The following is a 19,948-nucleotide window of genomic DNA, read 5'->3' on the forward strand; positions in this document are numbered from 1 at the left end:
GGCAGGGACTGAATTCCGATAGGGAGCCTGATCGCTTGAACGCAACAGAAGTGGTAACCTCACCCTCGCGCAACACCAAAACCGCCGCGACCGACGCCAATCACTTCATCTTGACGTTCGAGAACAACCGGCATGCCAGCGAGCTTTTCGGCCAGTTCGAACAAAACCTGAAGTTGCTGGAGCAGCGGCTGAATATCAAAGCCAGTGCGCGCGGCAATTCCGTGTCCATCTCCGGCGACATCATGGCCACCAACCAGGCGCGCCGGGCGCTCGATTTCCTCTATGCCAGGCTGCAAAGCGGCGGCAGCGTCGAAGCTTCTGACGTGGAAGGCGCGATCCGCATGGCGGTGGCCGCCGACGACCAGCTGACCTTGCCGACGCTGGAGCGCAAGGCCAAGCTCAGCATGGCGCAGATTTCCACCCGCAAGAAAACCATTGTTGCCCGCACACCGACCCAGGATGCCTATATGCGGGCGCTGGAACGGTCCGAACTGGTGTTCGGTACTGGCCCGGCTGGCACCGGCAAGACCTATCTGGCCGTGGCGCAGGCCGCGCAATTGCTGGAACGTGGCGCCGTCGACAAGATCATCCTGTCGCGCCCGGCGGTCGAGGCGGGCGAACGGCTGGGCTTCCTGCCCGGCGATATGAAGGAAAAGGTCGATCCTTACCTGCGGCCGCTCTACGACGCCCTCTATGATATGATGCTGGGCGACAAGGTGGAGCGGGCGATTACCGCGGGCGTAATCGAAATTGCCCCGCTGGCTTTCATGCGCGGGCGCACGCTGGCCAATGCCGCTATCATTCTTGATGAAGCACAGAACACCACATCCATGCAGATGAAGATGTTTCTGACGCGGCTTGGCGAAAATTCCCGGATGATCATTACCGGCGACCCGAGCCAGGTGGACCTGCCGCGCGGTGTAAAATCCGGTCTGGTTGAGGCCTTGGATATTCTGGCTGGCGTGGAAGGCGTCTCTTTCGTGCGCTTCAAGGATGTCGATGTTGTGCGTCACCCGCTTGTCGGGCGGATCGTCAGGGCCTATGATGCCCAATATGCGCAGCCTGAGCCTCACTATACGCAGCCTCTCGAAGGCGAGAAGCCGGAATAAACTGTTGCTGTGTCCTTGGTTGAGTACGTGTGATTGATGAAGAAACTTGACGTTCAGATCGCTATCGAGGCCGATGGCTGGCCGGATGAGGCGGAACTCGAGGCGTTGAGCACACGGATTTTGGACCATGCGGCGGATTTCATTGCTGCTGAAGGCCAGCCTTTTGCCCCGATGCCTGCAGAGGTCTCTCTGGTCTTCACCGGGGATACCGAGATCCAGGCGATCAACAGCGAATGGCGCGGACAGGACAAGCCAACCAATGTCCTGTCCTTTCCGGCCTATCCGATAGAGCCCGGCGATAAGCCGGGACCGATGCTGGGCGATATCGTCATTGCCCGCCAGACTGTGGAGCGGGAAGCGGCGGAGCTGGAGAAAACGATTACGGACCATCTGACGCATTTGATGGTCCATGGATTCCTCCACCTTTTCGGTTATGATCACATGACCGAGGATGAGGCGGAGGAGATGGAGGGACTGGAGACTCGCATTTTGGCCGGTCTTGGCTTATCTGATCCTTATGCGGGTCAAGTCCCGGTTTGATAGAACGGTAAAATGAGCGATTTTTCGACACGATCGGCCAGTGAGGCCACGAAGGAGCAGGACGGCTCCTCCTCCGAAGAGGGGTCTAGTCCGCAGCGAAGTTCCGCGGCCCACAAGCCGCAATCATCTTTCTGGGCGCGGGCCGCCCGGATCTTGAAACCCGCCGGCGGCAATCTGCGTGAGGATATCGCCGACGCGCTGATGTCCGACAGGGCCGCTGAGGAGGCCTTTTCCGCCGAAGAGCGGGCGATGTTGCACAATATCCTGCGCTTTCGCGAAGTGCGCGTCGAAGATGTCATGGTGCCGCGCTCCGATATCCATGCTGTCGATGTCGAGACCAGCATTGGCGAATTGATGACCCTGTTCCAGCAAACCGGCCATTCGCGCATGCCGGTCTATTGCGACACGCTGGATGATCCACGCGGCATGGTGCATATCCGCGATCTTCTCTCCTATATCACCCTGAAGGCGCTGAACGGCAACGGCCTCGACCTCGCCTGCGTCGATCTTGGCGTGACGCTGGAGGAGGCTGGCATCATCCGCTCCATCCTGTTCGTGCCACCGTCCATGCAAGCCTCCGACCTTCTGGCCCGTATGCAGGCTGCCCGCACCCAGATGGCGCTGGTGATCGACGAATATGGCGGCACCGATGGCCTGGTTTCGCATGAAGATATCGTCGAAATGGTGGTTGGCGACATTGAAGACGAGCACGACAAGGAAGAGGCGCTGGTCACCCGCGTCTCACAGGATGTCTATCTGGCCGATGCCCGCATCGAACTTGAGGAAATCGCCGAGGTGATCGGTCCTGATTTCGATATCAGTGCGGAAATCGATGAAGTCGATACTCTGGGCGGATTGCTCTCCACCGCGATTGGCCGGGTGCCGCAGCGTGGTGAAGTGGTGCAGGCGGTGGCGGGCTTCGAGCTACATATTCTCGATGCCGATCCGCGAAGAGTGAAGAAGGTCCGTATCACCCGCATGGCACCAATTGCCAAGCGCCTGCAGGAAGGCGCCGATTTGCAGACAGTCGGATCCGGGCAGGGTAAGTAGCGGGCATGTAGCCCATCACCTATGGTTAAAGACGAGGCGGCAGTTTGTAAAAAGAACTGCCGCCTCTTCGATTCTTGCAGGCAGGGTTGTGGCAGCGTCTTGCCCTTTGTCGTAAATTTGAAGTGCTATACGAACTGGCCTTGAAAAGGGCAGCCCGTATTCCGTTTTCAAGTATCTCAAGCATTTGAGGTCTTTGAAATTATGCAATAGCAAGGTCTTGGGGGCGAAGATGGAACGGTTGGCGGCAAGGATCATGCTTCTGGCGGGATGGCGGCGTGCCCTTCTTGCCATTGCCTCAGGCGCGGTCGGGGCGCTGGCGTTGCCGCCGGTAGGGTTCTTTGCGGCTCTGTTTTTCTCCTTCTCCATGCTTGTCTGGCTGCTCGATGGTGTGAGCGGCAATCCCGATAGGAGCTGGTCGCGGGGACTGCGGTCCGCCTTCTGGATCGGTTGGCTGTTCGGCTTCGGTTATTTCGTGGCCGGGCTCTGGTGGTTGGGCAATGCGCTGATGGTGGAGGCCGACGAATTTGCCTGGGCACTGCCGCTCGCGGTGCTCGGCCTGCCGGCGGTGTTGGCGGTGTTTTATGGCTTGGCCTGCCTTGCCGCCCGTCTGCTCTGGTCCGAAGGCCTTGGCCGGATTGCCGCGCTGGCGGCGATGTTTGGCATCACCGAATGGCTGCGCAGCTTTATTGCCACGGGCTTTCCCTGGAATGCCATCGGCTATGGCGCCATGCCCATCCCATTGATGATGCAATCGGCTGCGGTGCTGGGTCTTTTCGGGGTTTCGGCCCTTGCCGTCTTCGTCTTTGCCGCCCCGGCTCTTCTGGGAACCCGCCGTGGGGCAAAGCTCGGGCTGGCGTTGGCCGGAATATTGTTCTGCGGCCATCTCGGCTATGGCGCTTACCGGCTGTCTCTGCCGGAGCCGGACGGACGGAAGGTGACAGTGCGTCTGGTCCAGCCGAATATAGACCAGGCAGCGAAGATGGACGATACCGACCGCGTTGCGATTTTCGAGAAACATCTTCGCCTGACAGCGGTGCCGACACCGGCCGATCAGCCACGCCCGGATGTGATTGTCTGGCCGGAAACCACCATTCCCTTCATCCTCACCGAAAATCCAGACGCCTTGCGGCAGATTGCCGGGGCGTTGCAGGAGGGCCAAGTGCTGATCACCGGCACAGTCCGTTCGGAAGATCAGGGTGCCGGAATTGCCCCGCGCTATTATAATTCGATCTATGCAATCGACAGTCAGGGGCAGATCCTTGCCGCCGCCGACAAGGTCCATCTTGTGCCATTTGGGGAATATGTCCCATGGCAGGACATCCTGTCAAAGCTCGGTATTACCAACATTATCGACCTGCCGGGAGGCTTTTCTCAGGGTGCATCACGGTCCCTGATGACCCTTCCGGGGGGACTGAAGCTCTATCCGTTGATCTGTTACGAGGTCATTTTTCCTGACGAAATGGTTAAGGGATTATCCGGGGCCAATGCCATAATCAATGTCACCAACGATGCCTGGTTTGGAGATACGCCAGGTCCATTTCAGCATTTTCAACAGGCAAGATTACGCGCCGTCGAGACTGGGCTGCCAATTATTCGCGCCGCCAATAATGGCATTTCTGCCTTAATTGACGGACGGGGACGCGTGTTTTCGGGTTTGCGATTGAACGCTGAAGGCGTGGAAAATGCAACTTTTACGCTATCAGCTGCGCCTGAAACCAATGTAAATCATAATAAATGCAACTTTTGGGCGGTAACTGCTTTGTTATTATCTGCGGCTGTAATTTCTCGTTTAGGTTTAATATCGAGAGTGAATTGACGAAAAACCCCTAAAAATGCATAGTGCTGTAGCTTGGTAGTGCTTGTAATCCAGCGCTTGAAGCGCTGGCGTGTGCAACGTAACGTTATATGAAGTTGCAAGCGCTACGGGTTAAGATCAATTTCAACTGTCTTCAGGATCGTCACATGCTCGAAAACAAAAAGAAGCCTAACCCCATCGACATTCATGTCGGTAGCCGGATTCGTCTTCGCCGCACCATGCTCGGAATGAGCCAGGAAAAGCTGGGCGAAAGCCTCGGCATTACGTTTCAACAAATTCAGAAGTACGAAAAAGGCACAAATCGTGTCGGCGCCAGCCGCTTGCAGAATATTTCAAGCATTCTGAATGTACCCGTCTCGTTCTTTTTCGAGGATGCACCGGGTGAGCAGGTTGTAGCAGGCGCCAATGGCTTTTCCGAGGCGGCCAGTTCCAACTATGTCGTCGACTTCCTCTCGTCTTCCGAAGGCCTGCAGCTGAACCGCGCTTTCGTAAAGATCAACGATCCGAAAGTGCGCCGTAAAGTCGTCGATCTGGTCAAGGCGCTTGCCGCCGACGCAGACGCGGAATAACCGGGACCCTTCAGGGCTCGAAAAAAAGCGGCGATTAAGCCGCTTTTTTTATGTCTTGGTCACGTTTGAGAAAGGCTTGCTGACATAAAGATATATTTATGTCGTTGTGTCCTTGTTTTTGAGGCTTGGAGCCTCTATCACAGGAGCATCTGGTTCATTGAGGGGAATCCCGCATGCGCTCAAACTATCTGTTTACGAGTGAGTCCGTTTCGGAAGGTCATCCGGACAAAGTCTGCGACCGAATTTCGGACGAAATCGTCGATCTGGTCTATCGTGAAGCGGCACGGACCGGGGTGGATCCCTGGACGGTGCGCATCGCCTGCGAGACGCTGGCGACCACCAATCGTGTTGTCATCGCCGGTGAGGTTCGCCTGCCGCCGAGCCTGATGAAGACCGACAAGAACGGCAATGAGGTCATCAACCCTGCCAAGTTCAAGGCTGCGGCGCGCAAGGCAATCCGCGACATCGGCTATGAACAGGACGGCTTCCATTGGAAGACCGCCAAGATCGACGTTCTCCTGCATTCTCAGTCGGCTCATATCGCCCAAGGCGTCGACAAGGCTGCCGACCACGAAGGCGGCGAAGGCGCGGGTGACCAGGGCATTATGTTCGGCTATGCCTGCGGCGAAACGCCGGACCTGATGCCTGCACCGATCTATTATTCCCACAAGATCCTTCAGCTTCTCTCGGCAGCCCGTAAAAAGGGCGAGGGCGACGTGGGCAAACTTGGCCCTGATGCCAAGAGCCAGGTCACTGTCCGTTATGTTGATGGCAAGCCTTCCGATGTCGCCTCCATCGTGCTTTCCACGCAGCATCTCGACGAAAGCTGGGATTCGGCCAAAGTCCGTTCGGTCGTTGAACCCTATATTCTCGAAGCGTTTGGCGACCTGAAGGTTGCCGACGACTGCAAGTGGTATATCAACCCGACCGGCAAATTCGTGATCGGCGGTCCCGATGGCGATGCAGGCCTGACAGGTCGCAAGATCATCGTCGACACCTATGGTGGCGCGGCCCCGCATGGCGGTGGCGCATTTTCCGGCAAGGATACCACCAAGGTTGACCGCTCGGCTGCTTATGCAGCGCGTTATCTGGCCAAGAACGTGGTTGCAGCCGGCTTAGCGGAGCGCTGCACCATCCAGATCGCCTATGCGATCGGCATTGCTCAGCCTTTGTCGATCTATGTCGATCTGCATGGCACCGGCAAACACACCGAGGACCAGATCGAGGCGGCAATCCGCAGCGTGATGGATCTGTCGCCGACCGGCATTCGCCGCCATCTCGATCTCAACAAGCCAATCTATGCCAAGACGTCCGCTTATGGCCATTTTGGCCGCAAGGCTGGCCGTGACGGCTCCTTCGCATGGGAGAAGCTTGATCTGGTCAAGCCGCTCAAGGAAGCCTTGAAGGGCTGAATACGATGACCACAGATCGCCGTAGCCGGGCGACCGAAGCCTTTTTCGGTCGTCGCAAGGGAAAGCCGCTCCGCGACCAGCAAGTCGAGCGGATGACCCATCTCCTGCCCGAACGCAAGTTAGACTTGGGGTCGGCAGCGCCTGGCGATTTGAAGACACTGTTTCCTGTGCCGGTGCAGCGCATCCGCCTGGAAATCGGCTTTGGTGGGGGCGAACATCTGGCCCACCGTGCCAGACATGATGCCACGACCGGCTTTATTGGCGTCGAGCCCTTCGTCAATTCCATGGCCAAGTTGCTGGCCGTGATTGAGGATGAGGGCCTTCCCAATATCCGGGTCTATGACGATGACGCGACGCAATTGCTGGATTGGCTGCCAGCGTCATCGATCGACCAGATTGATCTTCTCTACGCCGACCCTTGGCCAAAGCGCAAGCATTGGAAGCGCCGTTTCGTCTCGCAGGTCAACCTGGAGCGGTTTCACCGGGTGTTGAAACCAGGCGCAAATTTCTGCTTCGCCTCTGATATCGATACCTACGTGAACTGGACGCTGCTGCATTGCCGCAACCATGGCGGTTTCGATTGGCTGGCCGAAAGCTCCGCCGATTGGTTGACGCCCTACGAGGGCTGGCCAGGCACGCGCTATGAGGCCAAAGCCCGTCGCGAGGGCCGTTCATCGGCTTATTTGACCTTCCGCAGGACCTAATCCAAGGCTCTTGAAGAGCCGCGAGTCTTCCTGACTGGAAAAGATTTCGAGTATCTCAACTGCATAAAAGCTTTGAAATATTCAGGCTTGATTGAGGCGGGTCTTGCCGTGGCCTGTTACAGGCTCAAGCCTCCGCAGAGGCGCTCTCATTTTCACTCAGAGTGCGAATCAAAACACCCTGCGAATGCATGGCGCAGGGTGTTTTCTGTCAATCATTATCGATGAAAGCTCAGTGCAGGCTGACGGTTTTCAACTCGTCTTCTGCGGCCTTGAAGAAGGTGGAGGAGCGGTTATCGGTAAGCAGGATGGGTGTGCCGTCAGCGGCAAATAGCGCCCAGAGATCCGTGCGCGGGTCGATTTCTGGGGCATCGGGAAAGCAGCGGGACACTTCGTCGTAACGGATCTTGCGGATATAGCCCACTTCGCCGGAGCCAAGATGTGCCAGCTCATTTTTCGAGAGCTTCGAGGTGGCTTCTTTAATCAACATTCCGGATCTCCGTCATTGAGGGAGGGGCGGCACAACAGCCTTCACCAGGACGCGCGAAATCTGCTGTAACACCCTATATCTTTTGCAGGATGTGGTCCTCCAACCGACCCGGTCCAAGGAACTTGTGCAAAAGCGCCATGATCCTAGTCTGAGGCGGAAATATTAATTTTCCTTACCATTTGCTGCGTATCAGGACGAATTAGTTCGACCACCAGTAGGCCGTTTCGCATCCGTGCGCGCGAAACGTCCATTCCGTCCGTTAACAGGAAACTGCGCTGAAAGTTCCGTGCAGCTATGCCGCGAAACAAATAATCGGCATCCGGGCGTTCCGTCTGGGAGCCTCGAATGATCAGCTGGTTTCCCTCGACCAGAACCTCCAGATCGCTCTCGGAAAAGCCCGCCACGGCAAGGGTAATCCGCAACCGGTCCCCTTCATGGTCGCTCGTGCGGCGAACAAGCTCGATATTATAGGGCGGATAGCCGTCGCTGGTCCGGGCCAACTGACTCAACACGGCATCGGTAATGTCGAAACCCAGCAGCAGGGGTGTGGTGATGGATTTTGTCCGTCGCATTCTGTCCTCGTCTGGCCCCCCGCCAGACGACAAGTCGGTCCTTGCGGGCCAGTCGTTGCGGGATTGTGTTTCCGGTGGTCGGCATGTCTGTACTTTGGTTAAGATATGGGAGCCCCGAGGGCGGGAAACAAGCGTTTGACCGGCACGATAGATCTTGACAATAGCCCGGCTGCCCGTCCATCAAACCCTATCAATCCAAGGATAGGCCCGCATGGAAAAGCCCAGAAAAATCATCATCGATACCGATCCCGGTCAGGACGATGCCGCAGCCATCATGCTGGCGCTTGCCAGTCCCGATCAGTTGGACGTCCTCGGCCTGACGGTGGTTGCAGGAAATGTTCCCCTGTCGATGACCAGCCGCAATGCCCGTATCGTCTGCGAACTGTCGGGCCGGCCCGACCTGCCGGTCTATGAAGGTGCGTTAAAGCCTCTGGAGCGGCCCCAGGTGACGGCGGAACATGTGCATGGCAAGACCGGGCTGGACGGGGCCGAGGTCGATGAGCCGGTCATGCCGGTTCAAGACCAGCATGCGGTCGATTTTATTATCGACACCATTCGCCGCGAACCAGCGGGCACCATTACGCTCTGCACGCTCGGACCGCAGACCAATATTGCCCTGGCCCTGCAAAAGGCCCCGGATATTGCACCGCGCATTCGCGAACTTGTGATGATGGGCGGTGGCTTTTTCGAGGGTGGCAATATTACCCCTGCGGCGGAGTTCAATGTCTATGTCGATCCGCAGGCATCCCGGATTGTGTTTGGTTCAGGCATCCCGATCGTGATGATGCCGCTGGACGTCACCCACCAGCTTTTGACCACCAAGGCCCGGGTTGCCCGCATTGGCGCCATCGGTACACGGGTGGCCAAGGTCATGGTGGACTGGCTGGAGTTTTTCGAGCGTTTCGATATCGAGAAATACGGTTCGGATGGTGGACCGCTGCATGATCCCAGCGTGATTGCCTATCTTCTCCAGCCGGAGCTGTTTTCCGGGCGTGATTGCAACGTGGAAATCGAAACTGAATCTGAACTGACGGTCGGCATGACGGTGGTGGACTGGTGGCGCGTGACCGGTCGTACGCCCAATGCCAAGGTGATGCGCGATGTCGATGCTGACGGCTTCTTTGCCTTGCTGACGGAACGGTTGGCGCGCCTTTAAACCTGGTGCAAATCCTCTTTATCCTTTTTGGTGTCTTGGTCCGGCCATTTTCTTTTGGCCGGGCCTGTGGCACATCTGAGAGATGAGCACACCGAAAACGTCACCAGAGCCCGCCGATTTTACCCATATCCGTGATTGGGTCTTCGACCTCGACAACACGCTTTATCCGCATCACATCAATCTGTTTGCCCAGATTGATCGCAACATGACCGCCTATGTTGCGGATCTGTTGCAGATGGAGCCGGATGACGCGCGCATCCTGCAAAAGCGCTACTATCATGAGCATGGTACGACATTGGCAGGACTGATGGCCCATCATGGCGTCGATCCGAACGATTTCCTGGAAAAGGCCCATGCCATCGATTATTCCGCCCTGTTGCCGGATGTGGCTCTGGGCGAGGCGATCAAGGCTCTGCCGGGGCGAAAGTTTATTTTCACCAATGGCACGGTGGAACATGCCGAGGCAGCGGCGAGGGCGCTCGGCATTCTCGATCATTTCGACGACATTTTCGATATCGTTGCTGCTGCCTATCTGCCGAAACCGGCCAGCCAGACCTATGACATATTCACCCGGCTGAAGCAGATCGATGCCGGGCAGGCAGCGATGTTCGAGGATCTGCCGCGCAATCTCGTCGTGCCGAAGGCCTTGGGCATGAAAACCGTACTGCTCGTGCCGCGCAATCTGGAAGCCGTGGTGCTGGAAAGCTGGGAGCGGATGGATAGCGACGAAGGCCATGCGCATGTCGATTACGCCACCGACGATCTGGCTGGCTTTCTTGCCTCTCTTTTGGCAGCTGGAGAGTTTCAGGTTCAGAGTGAGCCAGACAGGTCATAGATAGTTATTAAGTACAACATTACGAAAAAGTAACTAGCATTACAGAACCTTAAGTGGCCGCCGCAGGGGCGAGTGCCTATCCTCTCGATATTGCAGAACACAGCCTGCCTTAGGCTGGCGGTGTTCTGCAACGTTGATACGGCTGCATCGTTCGATCACAGAACCGATTTCCGGTCTTGAAACGATGTGGCACCGAGGAAAGGAAACTTCATGAGTGCGAAGAAAACGACCATTGCGGCCCTGGCGGCTACCCTGCTGGTCAGCGCGTCATCCGGTGCCGTATTTGCAAAAGACGGTAAGGCTCCACCTCCACCTCCACCGCCGCCACGGCCTGAAGAGATGCGCGACGCCTGCGGTCCACGGCCGATGATGATGCGTGGACCGGCAGCGATGTTCATCTTTGCCCTCCAGCAATTCGACACCAACAAGGACGGTAAGATTTCGAAGGAAGAGGCCAAGGCTGCTGAAGACAAGCTGTTTACGGCCATCGATACCGACAAGGACGGCGTTCTGACGCCAGGTGAACTGCGCAAGTTCCATGAAGCACGCATGGAGGCCATGCGTGCCGACATGCCGAAGGCTCCGGGGCCTGAGGGTGCCGCGCCAGCCGATCCTAATGGGCCAAAGCCTGACGAGGCGACGGATCAGCCACCACCGCCGCCGCCAGGTGGCCTGGGTGCTGAAGACGACGCCATGGGACCGCCTGATGACGGCATGGCCGGTTGTGGTCCGCATCGTCCAGGGCCTGAACGTTGGGCGAAGGAACGCGGTCCTGAGGGCGAGCGAATGGGTGGTCCTCATGGCCATCGCCCGATGATGGCGATGGGGCCAATGGGTGGTCCAATGGGTGCGATGCGCCTGCTGGAGAAGGTCGACACCGATGAAAACGGCCAGATCAGTAAGGCCGAAGCCGATGCGGCGCTCGATAAGCTGTTCACCCGTCTGGATACCAATAAGGATGGGTTCATTTCGGCCGATGACTTCCCGAAGGGCCCGTCGCTGCTGCCATGATTGCTTGCGATCGGGTAACCGATTGCGGGTATGCAACCAGGCCTCAATGAAAATCGCCGTGCGTCAGAGACGCACGGCGATTTTTTGGTTTAATTGACCAGGCATAAGACAGCCTGCCATCATTGCCGGAAATCAGAATTCCTCCCAATTGTCGCGGCTGACGGCGGCATTGCCATGGCTGACCGGAACAGACTGCTGGGCTCTGCGCGGGGCCTGCGCTCTGGGCGCAGGCGCAGGCGAGGCAGGAGCCGAGCGCACTGGCTGGGCGATATCGTTTCCGGTTCTAAATTGCGCGAGCAGATCCGAAAGGCGACGGCTTTCCTGATTGAGACCAGCCCCGGCGGCATTCATTTCTTCCACCATGGCGGCATTCTGCTGAGTCGCCTGATCCATATGGTTGACGGCGGTATTGACCTCCGCCAAACCGCTGGCCTGTTCCTGGGCTGCCGTCGCAATGGCATCCATATGCTGGTTCATGTCCTCGACCACCTTGGAAATGGTCGTCAGGCCTTCGCCAGTATCGTTGACCAGCTTAACGCCTTCGCTGACAGCCGCTTCCGAATTGCCGATCAGCGACTTGATTTCCTTGGCGGCATTGGCGGAACGTTGCGCCAGTTCGCGCACTTCCTGGGCAACGACCGCAAAGCCCTTGCCTGCTTCACCAGCGCGGGCAGCCTCGACCCCCGCATTCAAGGCCAGAAGGTTAGTCTGGAAGGCGATCTCGTCGATCACGCTGATGATCTGGGTGATCTTGCGCGAAGCATCCTCGATCCGCTCCATGGCGGAGACGGCATTGTTGACCACGGTCGCCGAATGTTCGGCATGCTGGCGGGCATTGCGCACCAGATTGCGGGCTTCGCCAGTCCGCTTGGACGTTGCTTGGACGTTGGAAGTGATCTGCTCCAGCGCGGCCGCGGTTTCCTCTAGCGAGGCGGCCTGCTGTTCAGTGCGCTTGGCCAGCGTGTCGGAAGCCTGCGAAATTTCACCGCTGCCATTGGTGACACCCTTGCCAACCTGGCCCACAGCCACGAGTGCTGAGCGCAACTGGTTGACGGAGGCATTGAAGTCGTGGCGAAGTGGTTCGAACTGGGCGGCAAACTGCTGATCGATTTCGCAGAGAAGGTCGCAGGAGGCCAGCCGCTTCAGGCCAGCGGCCAGTGCGCCCGTTGCTTCGTTCAGGCGGCGTTCCGCATCTTCCTCGGCGCGGCGCTGGACATCCTTGCGTTCCTGCTCCGCATTGAGCCGGTTCTGTTCGGTCTGTGCTTCCAGCTGAACTTTCGCCAGGGCCGACTGGCGCATGACTTCGACGGCGCCAGCCATTTCCCCGATTTCGTCCTTGCGGTCGGCGTCGGGTACCGTGACATCCAGCTTGCCATCGGCAATATGCAGCATCACCTTTGCCATGCGGGTCACAGGGCGTGACACGCCCAGGATGATCCAGACGGTCAGGATGCTCATCAACAGCACGCCGAACAGAATGACGCCAATGGTGACATAGGAGGACTGCGTATAGGCAGCCTCGGCAGCCGTGCTTGACGCTGCCGCACCGCTATCGTTGAGCTTGATGATTTCGCCAAGCGCAATGAAGCTGTCGACCAGCGGCTGACGGGCTGGGGCGATTGCGGCGGTTGCTGCAACCTGATCCTTGGCGGCGACGGCGTTGATGATCTTCTTTTGAAATTCGAGATAGCGGGTCCACTTGGCTTCGAAATCGCCCCACAATTTCTTCTCAGCATCGTTGCGCAGGGTTGCGCGGAAATCCGCATAGGATTTCGGAATGGATGCGTCCATTTCCACGAATTCGTCATCCAACCCTTTGATTTCGGAGGGATCGACAGCAATGGTTTTGCGGATCGTCGTCGTGTGATAGCGCAACATGGTAAACTGAATGCCATCCAGTTTCGCCATCCGTGGCATCCACACCTGCCGCGTATCGGAGGCTGCCGAAAAGACCACGGACGTCTGCTTGTAGCTGAAAAGGCCGAGGAGGATGACAAGCATCAGCGCCGCCCCTGCCATGACCATTAATCGCGTTGAAATCCTCAAACTCATCACTATGCCCCCCAGGCTGGCATCCCAATATTTGGCTGCCTGAGGATTGACCCAAATTGATAAATTAAAAATGAAGTTATCGGTAATATAAGGAATATGAAGGCAAATTTTACGCCCTATGATTGTGCCGCGGCGAGAGACATATTGTCACTGAAAGCAAAAATTCGATGGGCTGATTTTAAAGCCTCATCGATCCCATTAGCAGACTGAGTAAAAGCTTCGGAGAGCCCGTTCACCTGTGCTCCAGATGAGCGAGCATCTAGAGACGCGCTTACAGTGCTCATAAACACACGAGCGTTCAAGCAACTAATCATTTTAAGAGGAAAATGGCGCACCCGAAGAGATTCGAACTCCTGACCCCCAGATTCGTAGTCTGGTGCTCTATCCAGCTGAGCTACGGGTGCGTCTGACGCCGTCGTTTCCGTTGGCGTGCCGATCCTCTAAAGCGAGACGTGTTTGATTGCAAGCAGAATCGGTAAAAAAATCCGGTTTGATTTCCAGTTTGTCTCTAACGGCCTGAAGAAATTTGTCTTTTCGCCGTCATTCTTGAAGCCGGCTTCATTATGCTCGAAGCCGGAAGGTGTCGAGCGCCACCGGCCTGTCTGGAATTTCGATCCGGAACTGTGTGCCGGAGGAGGGTTTTTCCATAAGCGCGATCGTTCCCCCATGCGCCAGCACGATTTCGCGGGCGATGGCCAGGCCAAGGCCCGTGCCGCCCGATCTGGCTGAGCCGCGAAACGGTGTGAACAGGTTTTCGCGGGCCTTGCGCGGCAGGCCAGGGCCGTTGTCGTCAACGGTGATTGCAACAACGCTGCCGATGCGGTGAGCCGATAGCAAGATGCGGGGTGTTGCGGTGGTCATTTCCGTCATGGCGGATGAAAGCGCCTGGGCAGCATTGCGGCAGAGATTATGAATGACACGGAACAATTGTTCGCTGTCGGCGTCGATTTCGATGTCGGGTGAAATCTGATCGACAAAGTCGATGCCCTTGTCCAGGGCAAGGATATCCTGAACTTCCTGGCTGAGCGTGGAAAGCACAAATCGGCGCCGGCGGGGTTCGGCTTCCGAAGCCTGTCCATAGGCAAGCACTTCACTCGTATAGCCCACGGCTCGGTCGATCGTGCGGACCAGTTTAGGCGCAAAGCTCTTCACCATGGGATCGTCGACATCCACCAACCGATCGGACATCAACTGGGCAGAGGCAAGGATATTGCGCATGTCATGATTGATCTTGGAAACGGCAAGGCCGAGATCGGCCAGGCTTTTCTGCTGCCTCAGGGTCTTTTGCAGATCCTCCTGCATCGTGGCCAGATGGCGGGCGACAAAGGCCAATTCGTCGCGACCACTGATCACCTCCATGACCCTATCAGGATTTTCCGGGTCGCTGGCAAACGCCTGTATATTGCGGCTCAGTCGCCGAATCGGATTGATGAGCATCCGATTCAGCGTCACGAACAGCAGGAGGCCGGTGATCACCGAAATGATCAACGACACGACGGCAATGCGCGTTGCATAAGCCAATAGTCCGCGATGCAGAGGCGCATCGGACATCACCACTTCCACTCGCATCGACGTGTCGCCGATCGGGCCGGAAACGCTGATCAGTCTATTGCCGCCGAATAGCAGGGTGTCGACTGCGTCCTTGATGGCGGTCAATGTTCCCACATCGGAAATGTCATATTGACCATCCACTTCTTGTGGCATGTCCGCCATGGCCAGCAGCCGCGTCGTGCCATCCTTGGTGAGCGCAATCGCCTTGGTTCCGGTAGCAAGCAGGGTGTCGGCCTGGACATCCTTGGGAAGTTCAGGCGGCTGTAGCCCATCAATCACCACTGCGGCGGCCGCGGCCTTGTTGATGTGGTTTTTCAGCCAATTGAGGCGCATCGTGGCAATCGACGGAGCAAAAATCAGCACCTGCGCCGCAAGGACGAAAATGACGGTCAACACCAGCAGCTTGCCGGAAAGCCCGCGCAACCGGCTGGGCATCGACGCTGCCTGCGCCTGCTTTGCGTCCTGTGCCTTTCGCCTGCCCATCGACTGCCTCATTTTGCCGGGTGGTACTTTGGTTTTCTGTACCGTTTGCCAGCTGTGCCGCATCATGTCGACCACAGCATACCATGCCTCATGCATCCGGTAAAATGCGGTGCAACAAAGATTTCGGTTCCGGCGCGATACATCAAATATGGTGAGTAAGGCTCGGTCTAGCATGTTAGGCGAGGGATAATTGATGGGTCTGGCAGGCGTATGCTTGAATGGCGACAAGCGAAAAAACGCCCGGTTCCGGTGGATTTTGGCGTGGTTCTAAACCCGGGAAAGCCCTGGCGAGATTGACTCTCGCCTCTATCCTCCGTATAAGCCGCGCGGCTTGCATAGGTTTCCCGTTCTGCGGGCCCGTAATGCTTGCCTTAATCCTAACGCTCTTGCAATTCGTTGCAAACCCAAGAAGGGCCGCACACCGCGGTATTTAAAAAAATGAAGCGTACCTATCAACCGTCCAAGCTCGTTCGCGCACGTCGTCACGGCTTTCGCGCTCGCATGGCAACCAAGGGTGGCCGTAAGGTTCTGTGTGCTCGTCGCGCTCGCGGCCGCGCACGTCTTTCGGCTTAAGGCCGGGTTGGCCCGATGAAAGCGCCGGGCTTATGACGTCACTCAAGACATCCAAAACTGTCGGGCGGCTGAAAAGCCGCCCGCAGTTTCTTGCTGTTCGCGTCGGCGAAAAGCGCAAGGGGCGCTACATTCTCCTCGAAGTGCTGGATCGGGCCGAACCCGATACGCCGCCTCGCGTCGGTTTCACCGTCACGAAAAAGCATGGCAATGCTGTTGAGCGCAATCGTATGCGACGCCGGTTAAAAGAAGCTGTACGGACTGGCGCGGGCTTTGCAATGCAGCCCGGACATGACTATGTGATCGTTGCGCGACGCGACGTGCTGTCGGCTCCTTTTGGCGAGCTTCGGGACGTGTTGCAGCGCCGTATTCAAGAAAAATCCAATGTTCGGCGTCAAGATACGGCCCGTTCCAGGAAAGTATGATGGAAAACAACCGCAATTATCTCATCGCGATTGCACTGTCGGTGATGGTCGTCCTGGGCTGGCAGTTCTTCTACATGAACCCGCGGATCGAGGCGCAAAGACAGGCTGAACAGGCCCAGCAGGCCCAACAGGCAAAGACCCCGGCCACTCAGGCAACGCCGGGTGCTGCCGTCAATGGCGCGCTGCCGGGTCAGACCCAGGCCAGCGCCACGACAAGCCGCGAAGACGCTGTCGCCAAGTCGGCTCGGGTTGAAATCAATACCGAAGCGCTGTCCGGCTCCATCAATCTCACGGGTGCACGGCTCGACGATCTTCGCCTGAAGGGCTATCACGAGACCGTCGACAAGACGAGCCCGATCATTACCCTGCTCAATCCGGCCGATACCAAGGACGGTTATTTCGCCGAAATCGGCTTTATCGGCGGCGAGAAATCCGGCAGCGTGCCAGGACCATCGACGGTCTGGACGGTCAAGGATGGCCAGACGCTGACCGAAACCACCCCGGTGACGCTGACCTATACCAATGAAACCGGCCTGACCTTCAGCCGGAAGATCTCGGTCGACAAGCATTATATGTTCACGATCGAAGACACGGTTGCCAATGCCGGGGGTGCTGACATCAGCCTTGCCCCCTATGGCCGTGTTACCCGCTACAACAAGCCCGCCGTTGCCTCCACCTATGTGCTGCATGAAGGCTTTATCGGCGTGATGGGCTCGGGCGATGGTAAGTTTGCCTCGGTCGAAGCAAAATATGCGGCTATCGAAAAAGAAAACGAGACCAACGCCAAGGCAACCGGTGGCTGGCTAGGGATTACCGATAAATATTGGGCAGCGACCCTCGTGCCACCGCAATCGCTGGCTTATGATTCCCGCTTCTCGCATTTTACCGATGGTCAGGCTCGCTTCCAGGCGGATTACAAGAACGATCCGGTGACGATTGCACCGGGCCAATCGACCACGCTGAAGACGCTGCTGTTTGCCGGCGCCAAGGAAGTTCCTGTTGTTGATGGCTATGCGCTCGACAAGTCCTGGTTCGGACAGGCGTTTACCAATCTGTTTGCCGGTGCCAAAGACACGGTACAACAATATGACATTCCTCGTTTCGATCTTCTGATCGATTGGGGCTGGTTCTATTTCCTCACCAAGCCGATGTTTAAGCTGATGGACTTCTTCTTCCGTCAGGTTGGCAATTTTGGCGTGGCTATCCTGCTGACCACAATTGCCGTCAAACTGTTGTTCTTCCCGCTGGCCAGCAAGCAATATGCGTCCATGGCCAATATGAAGCGCATGCAGCCAAAGATGGAAGAGTTGAAGGCCAAGCACGGCGATGACCGTATGGCCCTGCAACAGGCGATGATGGAGCTCTACAAGACCGAGAAGATCAATCCGGTCGCCGGCTGCTGGCCGCTGCTGTTGCAGATCCCGGTGTTTTTCGCGCTCTACAAAGTGATTTATATCACTATTGAAATGCGCCACGCGCCGTTCTTTGGCTGGATTCATGACTTGTCGGCTCCAGATCCAACCAGCTTTGTCAACCTGTTCGGCCTGCTGCCGTTCGAGTCGCCCGCCATGTTGCATCTCGGCATCTGGCCGATCATCATGGGCATCACCATGTTCGTGCAGATGCGTATGAACCCGACGCCGCCGGACCCGACCCAGGCCATGCTGTTCAACTGGATGCCGCTGGTCTTCACCTTCATGCTCGGGTCTTTCCCGGCTGGTCTGGTGATTTATTGGGCATGGAACAATACCCTGTCGGTGTTGCAGCAATCGATCATCATGAAACGTCACGGTGTGAAGATCGAACTGTTTGATAATCTCAAGGGGCTTTTCCAGCGAAAATCCGCTAAGACGAAGTAATCAGGCCAGATGACAGCAAAGCCCCGGCCTCGCGCCGGGGTTTTTGTTTGATCGGTGGATCAGGATCTGCCGCAGGAGAGAAGACGATGACTGCAACAAAGGCAACGAGCGACCAGCCGCTGTTCGGCCGGCCATGGATTTTTATCCGAGGCGTGCCATCGATGAAATTTCTGCCGCCGGAAGGCCCGCTGGAGATTGCCTTTGCGGGGCGCTCCAATGTGGGGAAATCATCGCTGATCAACGCCCTCGTCGGCCAGAAGGGTCTGGCGCGCACATCCAATACGCCGGGCCGGACCCAGGAGCTGAACTATTTCGTTCCCGAGGGCTATAGCGGCGAGGGCGACGACCTGCCGCCGATGGCGCTGGTCGATATGCCGGGCTATGGTTATGCCAAGGCGCCCAAAGACCATGTGGACGCGTGGACCAAGCTGGTCTTCGACTATCTGCGCGGAAGGGCGACGTTGAAGCGGGTTTATCTGCTGATCGACAGCCGCCATGGTATCAAGGCCAATGATGAAGATGTGCTGACGCTGCTGGACAAGGCGGCGATGTCCTACCAGATCGTGCTGACCAAGACCGACAAGATCAAGGAGGCGGGCGTGCCGCGTCTGATCGAGGAAACCCTCGAGAAAATCCGCAAGCGTCCGGCGGCCTATCCCTTTGTGCTTTCGACGTCCTCGGAAAAGGACAAGGGACTGAAAGAATTGCGTGCGGCGATTTGCGAAACCGTCGGGCATTTCGGCTGATGTCATGAGGCTCCCGGCTTTGGCGTGACCGCTGGGCCTGCCGGTTAAGGCACTTATTTTGATGTGCCTGACGAGATTATAAAAAAAGCCCGGCGGTAGGTGGCACTCTACCGCCGGGCACTGCCGAAACTGCCAGTCTTTACCGGATTAGCGGCCCGCCAGCCGCTCTTCCAGATCAGACTGTGAGGGGGTTACATCTTCGGCAGCAAGACCTTGTCGATGACGTGGATAACGCCATTCGACTGTTTCACATCGGCGATGGTCACATGGGCAACGCCGCCGGTCTCATCCGTCAGGGTGATTTTTCCCTTGGATTCCTTGGCCTTCAGCACGCAGCCGCCAACCGTCTTGACGTCATGCTCACCGCCATCGTCCTTGATCATCTTTTCGATGGCCGTGGACATGGCATCGGCGGCAACCACGTGGCAGGTCAACACCTTGGTCAGTTTTTCCTTGTTTTCCGGCTTCAGCAGGGTTTCCACGGTGCCTTTTGGCAATTTATCGAAGGCTTCGTTGGTGGGTGCAAAGACCGTGAACGGCCCTTTGCCCTCCAGTGTTTCGACCAGGCCAGCCGCCTTGACTGCGGCGACAAGGGTCGTGTGATCCTTGGAATTAACGGCGTTTTCAACGATATTCTTGTTTTCATACATGGCGGCGCCACCGACCATCGGGTTCTTGGCAAAGGCCACGGCGCTTCCGGCCGCGATGATGGAAACGGCGGCCAGCAGGCGAAGGGTGGTCTTGGTCATGGGTCTAGGTCCTCTTCCCGGTTGATTATGTCTTTGGCTCGCATGGCCGCAGGCCGGATCGGCCAGAAACCATGCAGCAGATTGAAAACCGATACAGCAGCCTTGGATGGTGTTGCCAGATGCAGGCCGTTGTAACGTCCCCGCGCAAAGGCGGGGACAATGGTAAAGACGGAGATTTGGGAAAAAGAGTTTCAGGGTCTGAGCAGAAAAGTGAAAATGACTTTTAATATTTTGATTTTAAAGCACTATTTC

The 19,948-nt window shown here is 57.1% G+C and carries 19 protein-coding genes and 1 tRNA gene; 14 read left to right on the forward strand and 6 right to left on the reverse strand.

Translation table 11 applies throughout. From position 1 onward, the window contains the following. The first annotated feature begins 35 nt into the window (after positions 1-35). From AVI_RS01790 to trmB, 7 genes are all read left to right on the forward strand, one after another. Positions 36-1,109 (forward strand): PhoH family protein, encoded by a 1,074-nt coding sequence (locus AVI_RS01790; protein ID WP_012654835.1) that lies wholly within the window; start codon positions 36-38, stop codon positions 1,107-1,109. 36 nt (positions 1,110-1,145) lie between these two features. After that, on the forward strand, positions 1,146-1,649 hold the full coding sequence (gene ybeY / locus AVI_RS01795; RefSeq protein ID WP_012654836.1) for an rRNA maturation RNase YbeY: 504 nt from the start codon (positions 1,146-1,148) through the stop codon (positions 1,647-1,649). Between the two features lie 12 nt (positions 1,650-1,661). Next, positions 1,662-2,699, forward strand: coding sequence for a hemolysin family protein (locus AVI_RS01800; protein ID WP_012654837.1), 1,038 nt, complete (start codon positions 1,662-1,664; stop codon positions 2,697-2,699). 229 nt (positions 2,700-2,928) lie between these two features. Beyond that, positions 2,929-4,515 (forward strand): apolipoprotein N-acyltransferase, encoded by a 1,587-nt coding sequence (gene lnt / locus AVI_RS01810; protein WP_012654838.1) that lies wholly within the window; start codon positions 2,929-2,931, stop codon positions 4,513-4,515. 146 nt (positions 4,516-4,661) lie between these two features. Next, positions 4,662-5,084 carry a helix-turn-helix domain-containing protein gene (locus tag AVI_RS01815; RefSeq protein ID WP_012654839.1) on the forward strand — a complete coding sequence of 141 codons (423 nt, stop codon included), beginning with the start codon at positions 4,662-4,664 and terminating at the stop codon, positions 5,082-5,084. Between the two features lie 173 nt (positions 5,085-5,257). Further along, entirely contained in the window at positions 5,258-6,496 is a 1,239-nt protein-coding gene (gene metK, locus AVI_RS01820) for a methionine adenosyltransferase (RefSeq protein ID WP_012654840.1), read from the forward strand. 5 nt (positions 6,497-6,501) lie between these two features. Continuing rightward, positions 6,502-7,200, forward strand: coding sequence for a tRNA (guanine(46)-N(7))-methyltransferase TrmB (gene trmB / locus AVI_RS01825; RefSeq protein WP_012654841.1), 699 nt, complete (start codon positions 6,502-6,504; stop codon positions 7,198-7,200). 229 nt (positions 7,201-7,429) lie between these two features. Here the strand turns inward: trmB and AVI_RS01830 are convergent, their stop codons facing one another. Together AVI_RS01830 and AVI_RS01835 are read right to left on the reverse strand one after the other, a co-directional pair. Next, positions 7,430-7,687 (reverse strand): BQ00720 family protein, encoded by a 258-nt coding sequence (locus AVI_RS01830; protein WP_012654842.1) that lies wholly within the window; start codon positions 7,685-7,687, stop codon positions 7,430-7,432. A gap of 143 nt (positions 7,688-7,830) precedes the next feature. Then, on the reverse strand, positions 7,831-8,259 hold the full coding sequence (locus AVI_RS01835) for an Hsp20 family protein (RefSeq protein ID WP_012654843.1): 429 nt from the start codon (positions 8,257-8,259) through the stop codon (positions 7,831-7,833). Positions 8,260-8,470: 211 nt separating this feature from the next. Between AVI_RS01835 and AVI_RS01840 the strand changes: the two genes are divergently transcribed. The 3 genes from AVI_RS01840 to AVI_RS01850 all read left to right on the forward strand — a co-directional run bounded on the left by AVI_RS01840 (position 8,471) and on the right by AVI_RS01850 (position 11,261). Further along, positions 8,471-9,415, forward strand: a complete 945-nt coding sequence (locus AVI_RS01840; RefSeq protein ID WP_012654844.1) for a nucleoside hydrolase — start codon at positions 8,471-8,473, stop codon at positions 9,413-9,415. An 82-nt stretch (positions 9,416-9,497) separates the two neighbouring features. After that, positions 9,498-10,250 carry a pyrimidine 5'-nucleotidase gene (locus tag AVI_RS01845; protein ID WP_012654845.1) on the forward strand — a complete coding sequence of 251 codons (753 nt, stop codon included), beginning with the start codon at positions 9,498-9,500 and terminating at the stop codon, positions 10,248-10,250. 210 nt (positions 10,251-10,460) lie between these two features. Next, positions 10,461-11,261 (forward strand): EF-hand domain-containing protein, encoded by an 801-nt coding sequence (locus AVI_RS01850; protein ID WP_012654846.1) that lies wholly within the window; start codon positions 10,461-10,463, stop codon positions 11,259-11,261. 132 nt (positions 11,262-11,393) lie between these two features. Here AVI_RS01850 and AVI_RS01855 read toward each other — a convergent pair whose 3' ends face one another. The 3 genes from AVI_RS01855 to AVI_RS01865 form a co-directional block, all read right to left on the reverse strand. After that, the gene (locus tag AVI_RS01855; protein WP_080516944.1) at positions 11,394-13,313 is read right to left on the reverse strand and encodes a HAMP domain-containing methyl-accepting chemotaxis protein; all 1,920 of its coding nucleotides are present in this window, start codon (positions 13,311-13,313) and stop codon (positions 11,394-11,396) included. 327 nt (positions 13,314-13,640) lie between these two features. Beyond that, positions 13,641-13,717 (reverse strand) — tRNA-Arg (locus tag AVI_RS01860). 157 nt (positions 13,718-13,874) lie between these two features. Then, entirely contained in the window at positions 13,875-15,347 is a 1,473-nt protein-coding gene (locus AVI_RS01865; protein ID WP_041696126.1) for an ATP-binding protein, read from the reverse strand. Positions 15,348-15,785: 438 nt separating this feature from the next. Between AVI_RS01865 and rpmH the strand changes: the two genes are divergently transcribed. From rpmH to yihA, 4 genes are all read left to right on the forward strand, one after another. Then, entirely contained in the window at positions 15,786-15,920 is a 135-nt protein-coding gene (gene rpmH / locus AVI_RS29430) for a 50S ribosomal protein L34 (RefSeq protein ID WP_080516945.1), read from the forward strand. A 32-nt stretch (positions 15,921-15,952) separates the two neighbouring features. After that, a complete protein-coding gene (rnpA, locus tag AVI_RS01870) occupies positions 15,953-16,342 on the forward strand; it encodes a ribonuclease P protein component (RefSeq protein ID WP_015914747.1) in 390 nt (129 codons plus the stop codon). Further along, positions 16,342-18,201 (forward strand): membrane protein insertase YidC, encoded by a 1,860-nt coding sequence (gene yidC, locus AVI_RS01875; protein ID WP_041696129.1) that lies wholly within the window; start codon positions 16,342-16,344, stop codon positions 18,199-18,201. The genes rnpA and yidC overlap by 1 nt, the downstream gene beginning before the upstream one ends. A gap of 86 nt (positions 18,202-18,287) precedes the next feature. Further along, on the forward strand, positions 18,288-18,947 hold the full coding sequence (gene yihA / locus AVI_RS01880; protein ID WP_015914749.1) for a ribosome biogenesis GTP-binding protein YihA/YsxC: 660 nt from the start codon (positions 18,288-18,290) through the stop codon (positions 18,945-18,947). A 191-nt stretch (positions 18,948-19,138) separates the two neighbouring features. Here yihA and AVI_RS01885 read toward each other — a convergent pair whose 3' ends face one another. Further along, positions 19,139-19,696 (reverse strand): fasciclin domain-containing protein, encoded by a 558-nt coding sequence (locus AVI_RS01885; protein WP_015914750.1) that lies wholly within the window; start codon positions 19,694-19,696, stop codon positions 19,139-19,141. Positions 19,697-19,948: the final 252 nt, after the last annotated feature.

It is taken from the genome of Allorhizobium ampelinum S4, from assembly GCF_000016285.1.
GTDB lineage: Bacteria > Pseudomonadota > Alphaproteobacteria > Rhizobiales > Rhizobiaceae > Allorhizobium > Allorhizobium ampelinum.

What these genes read in the sequence shown, in the direction of transcription:
- AVI_RS01845 (WP_012654845.1), top strand. Translation starts at nt 9,498, where the DNA reads ATGAGCACACCGAAAACGTCACCAGAGCCCGCCGATTTTACCCATATC.
- AVI_RS01830 (WP_012654842.1), bottom strand. Translation starts at nt 7,687, where the DNA reads ATGTTGATTAAAGAAGCCACCTCGAAGCTCTCGAAAAATGAGCTGGCA.
- AVI_RS01865 (WP_041696126.1), bottom strand. Translation starts at nt 15,347, where the DNA reads ATGGGCAGGCGAAAGGCACAGGACGCAAAGCAGGCGCAGGCAGCGTCG.
- yidC (WP_041696129.1), top strand. Translation starts at nt 16,342, where the DNA reads ATGGAAAACAACCGCAATTATCTCATCGCGATTGCACTGTCGGTGATG.
- AVI_RS01800 (WP_012654837.1), top strand. Translation starts at nt 1,662, where the DNA reads ATGAGCGATTTTTCGACACGATCGGCCAGTGAGGCCACGAAGGAGCAG.
- ybeY (WP_012654836.1), top strand. Translation starts at nt 1,146, where the DNA reads ATGAAGAAACTTGACGTTCAGATCGCTATCGAGGCCGATGGCTGGCCG.
- rpmH (WP_080516945.1), top strand. Translation starts at nt 15,786, where the DNA reads ATGAAGCGTACCTATCAACCGTCCAAGCTCGTTCGCGCACGTCGTCAC.
- trmB (WP_012654841.1), top strand. Translation starts at nt 6,502, where the DNA reads ATGACCACAGATCGCCGTAGCCGGGCGACCGAAGCCTTTTTCGGTCGT.
- AVI_RS01815 (WP_012654839.1), top strand. Translation starts at nt 4,662, where the DNA reads ATGCTCGAAAACAAAAAGAAGCCTAACCCCATCGACATTCATGTCGGT.
- AVI_RS01850 (WP_012654846.1), top strand. Translation starts at nt 10,461, where the DNA reads ATGAGTGCGAAGAAAACGACCATTGCGGCCCTGGCGGCTACCCTGCTG.
- AVI_RS01885 (WP_015914750.1), bottom strand. Translation starts at nt 19,696, where the DNA reads ATGACCAAGACCACCCTTCGCCTGCTGGCCGCCGTTTCCATCATCGCG.
- rnpA (WP_015914747.1), top strand. Translation starts at nt 15,953, where the DNA reads ATGACGTCACTCAAGACATCCAAAACTGTCGGGCGGCTGAAAAGCCGC.
- lnt (WP_012654838.1), top strand. Translation starts at nt 2,929, where the DNA reads ATGGAACGGTTGGCGGCAAGGATCATGCTTCTGGCGGGATGGCGGCGT.
- metK (WP_012654840.1), top strand. Translation starts at nt 5,258, where the DNA reads ATGCGCTCAAACTATCTGTTTACGAGTGAGTCCGTTTCGGAAGGTCAT.
- AVI_RS01855 (WP_080516944.1), bottom strand. Translation starts at nt 13,313, where the DNA reads ATGAGTTTGAGGATTTCAACGCGATTAATGGTCATGGCAGGGGCGGCG.
- AVI_RS01840 (WP_012654844.1), top strand. Translation starts at nt 8,471, where the DNA reads ATGGAAAAGCCCAGAAAAATCATCATCGATACCGATCCCGGTCAGGAC.
- yihA (WP_015914749.1), top strand. Translation starts at nt 18,288, where the DNA reads ATGACTGCAACAAAGGCAACGAGCGACCAGCCGCTGTTCGGCCGGCCA.
- AVI_RS01835 (WP_012654843.1), bottom strand. Translation starts at nt 8,259, where the DNA reads ATGCGACGGACAAAATCCATCACCACACCCCTGCTGCTGGGTTTCGAC.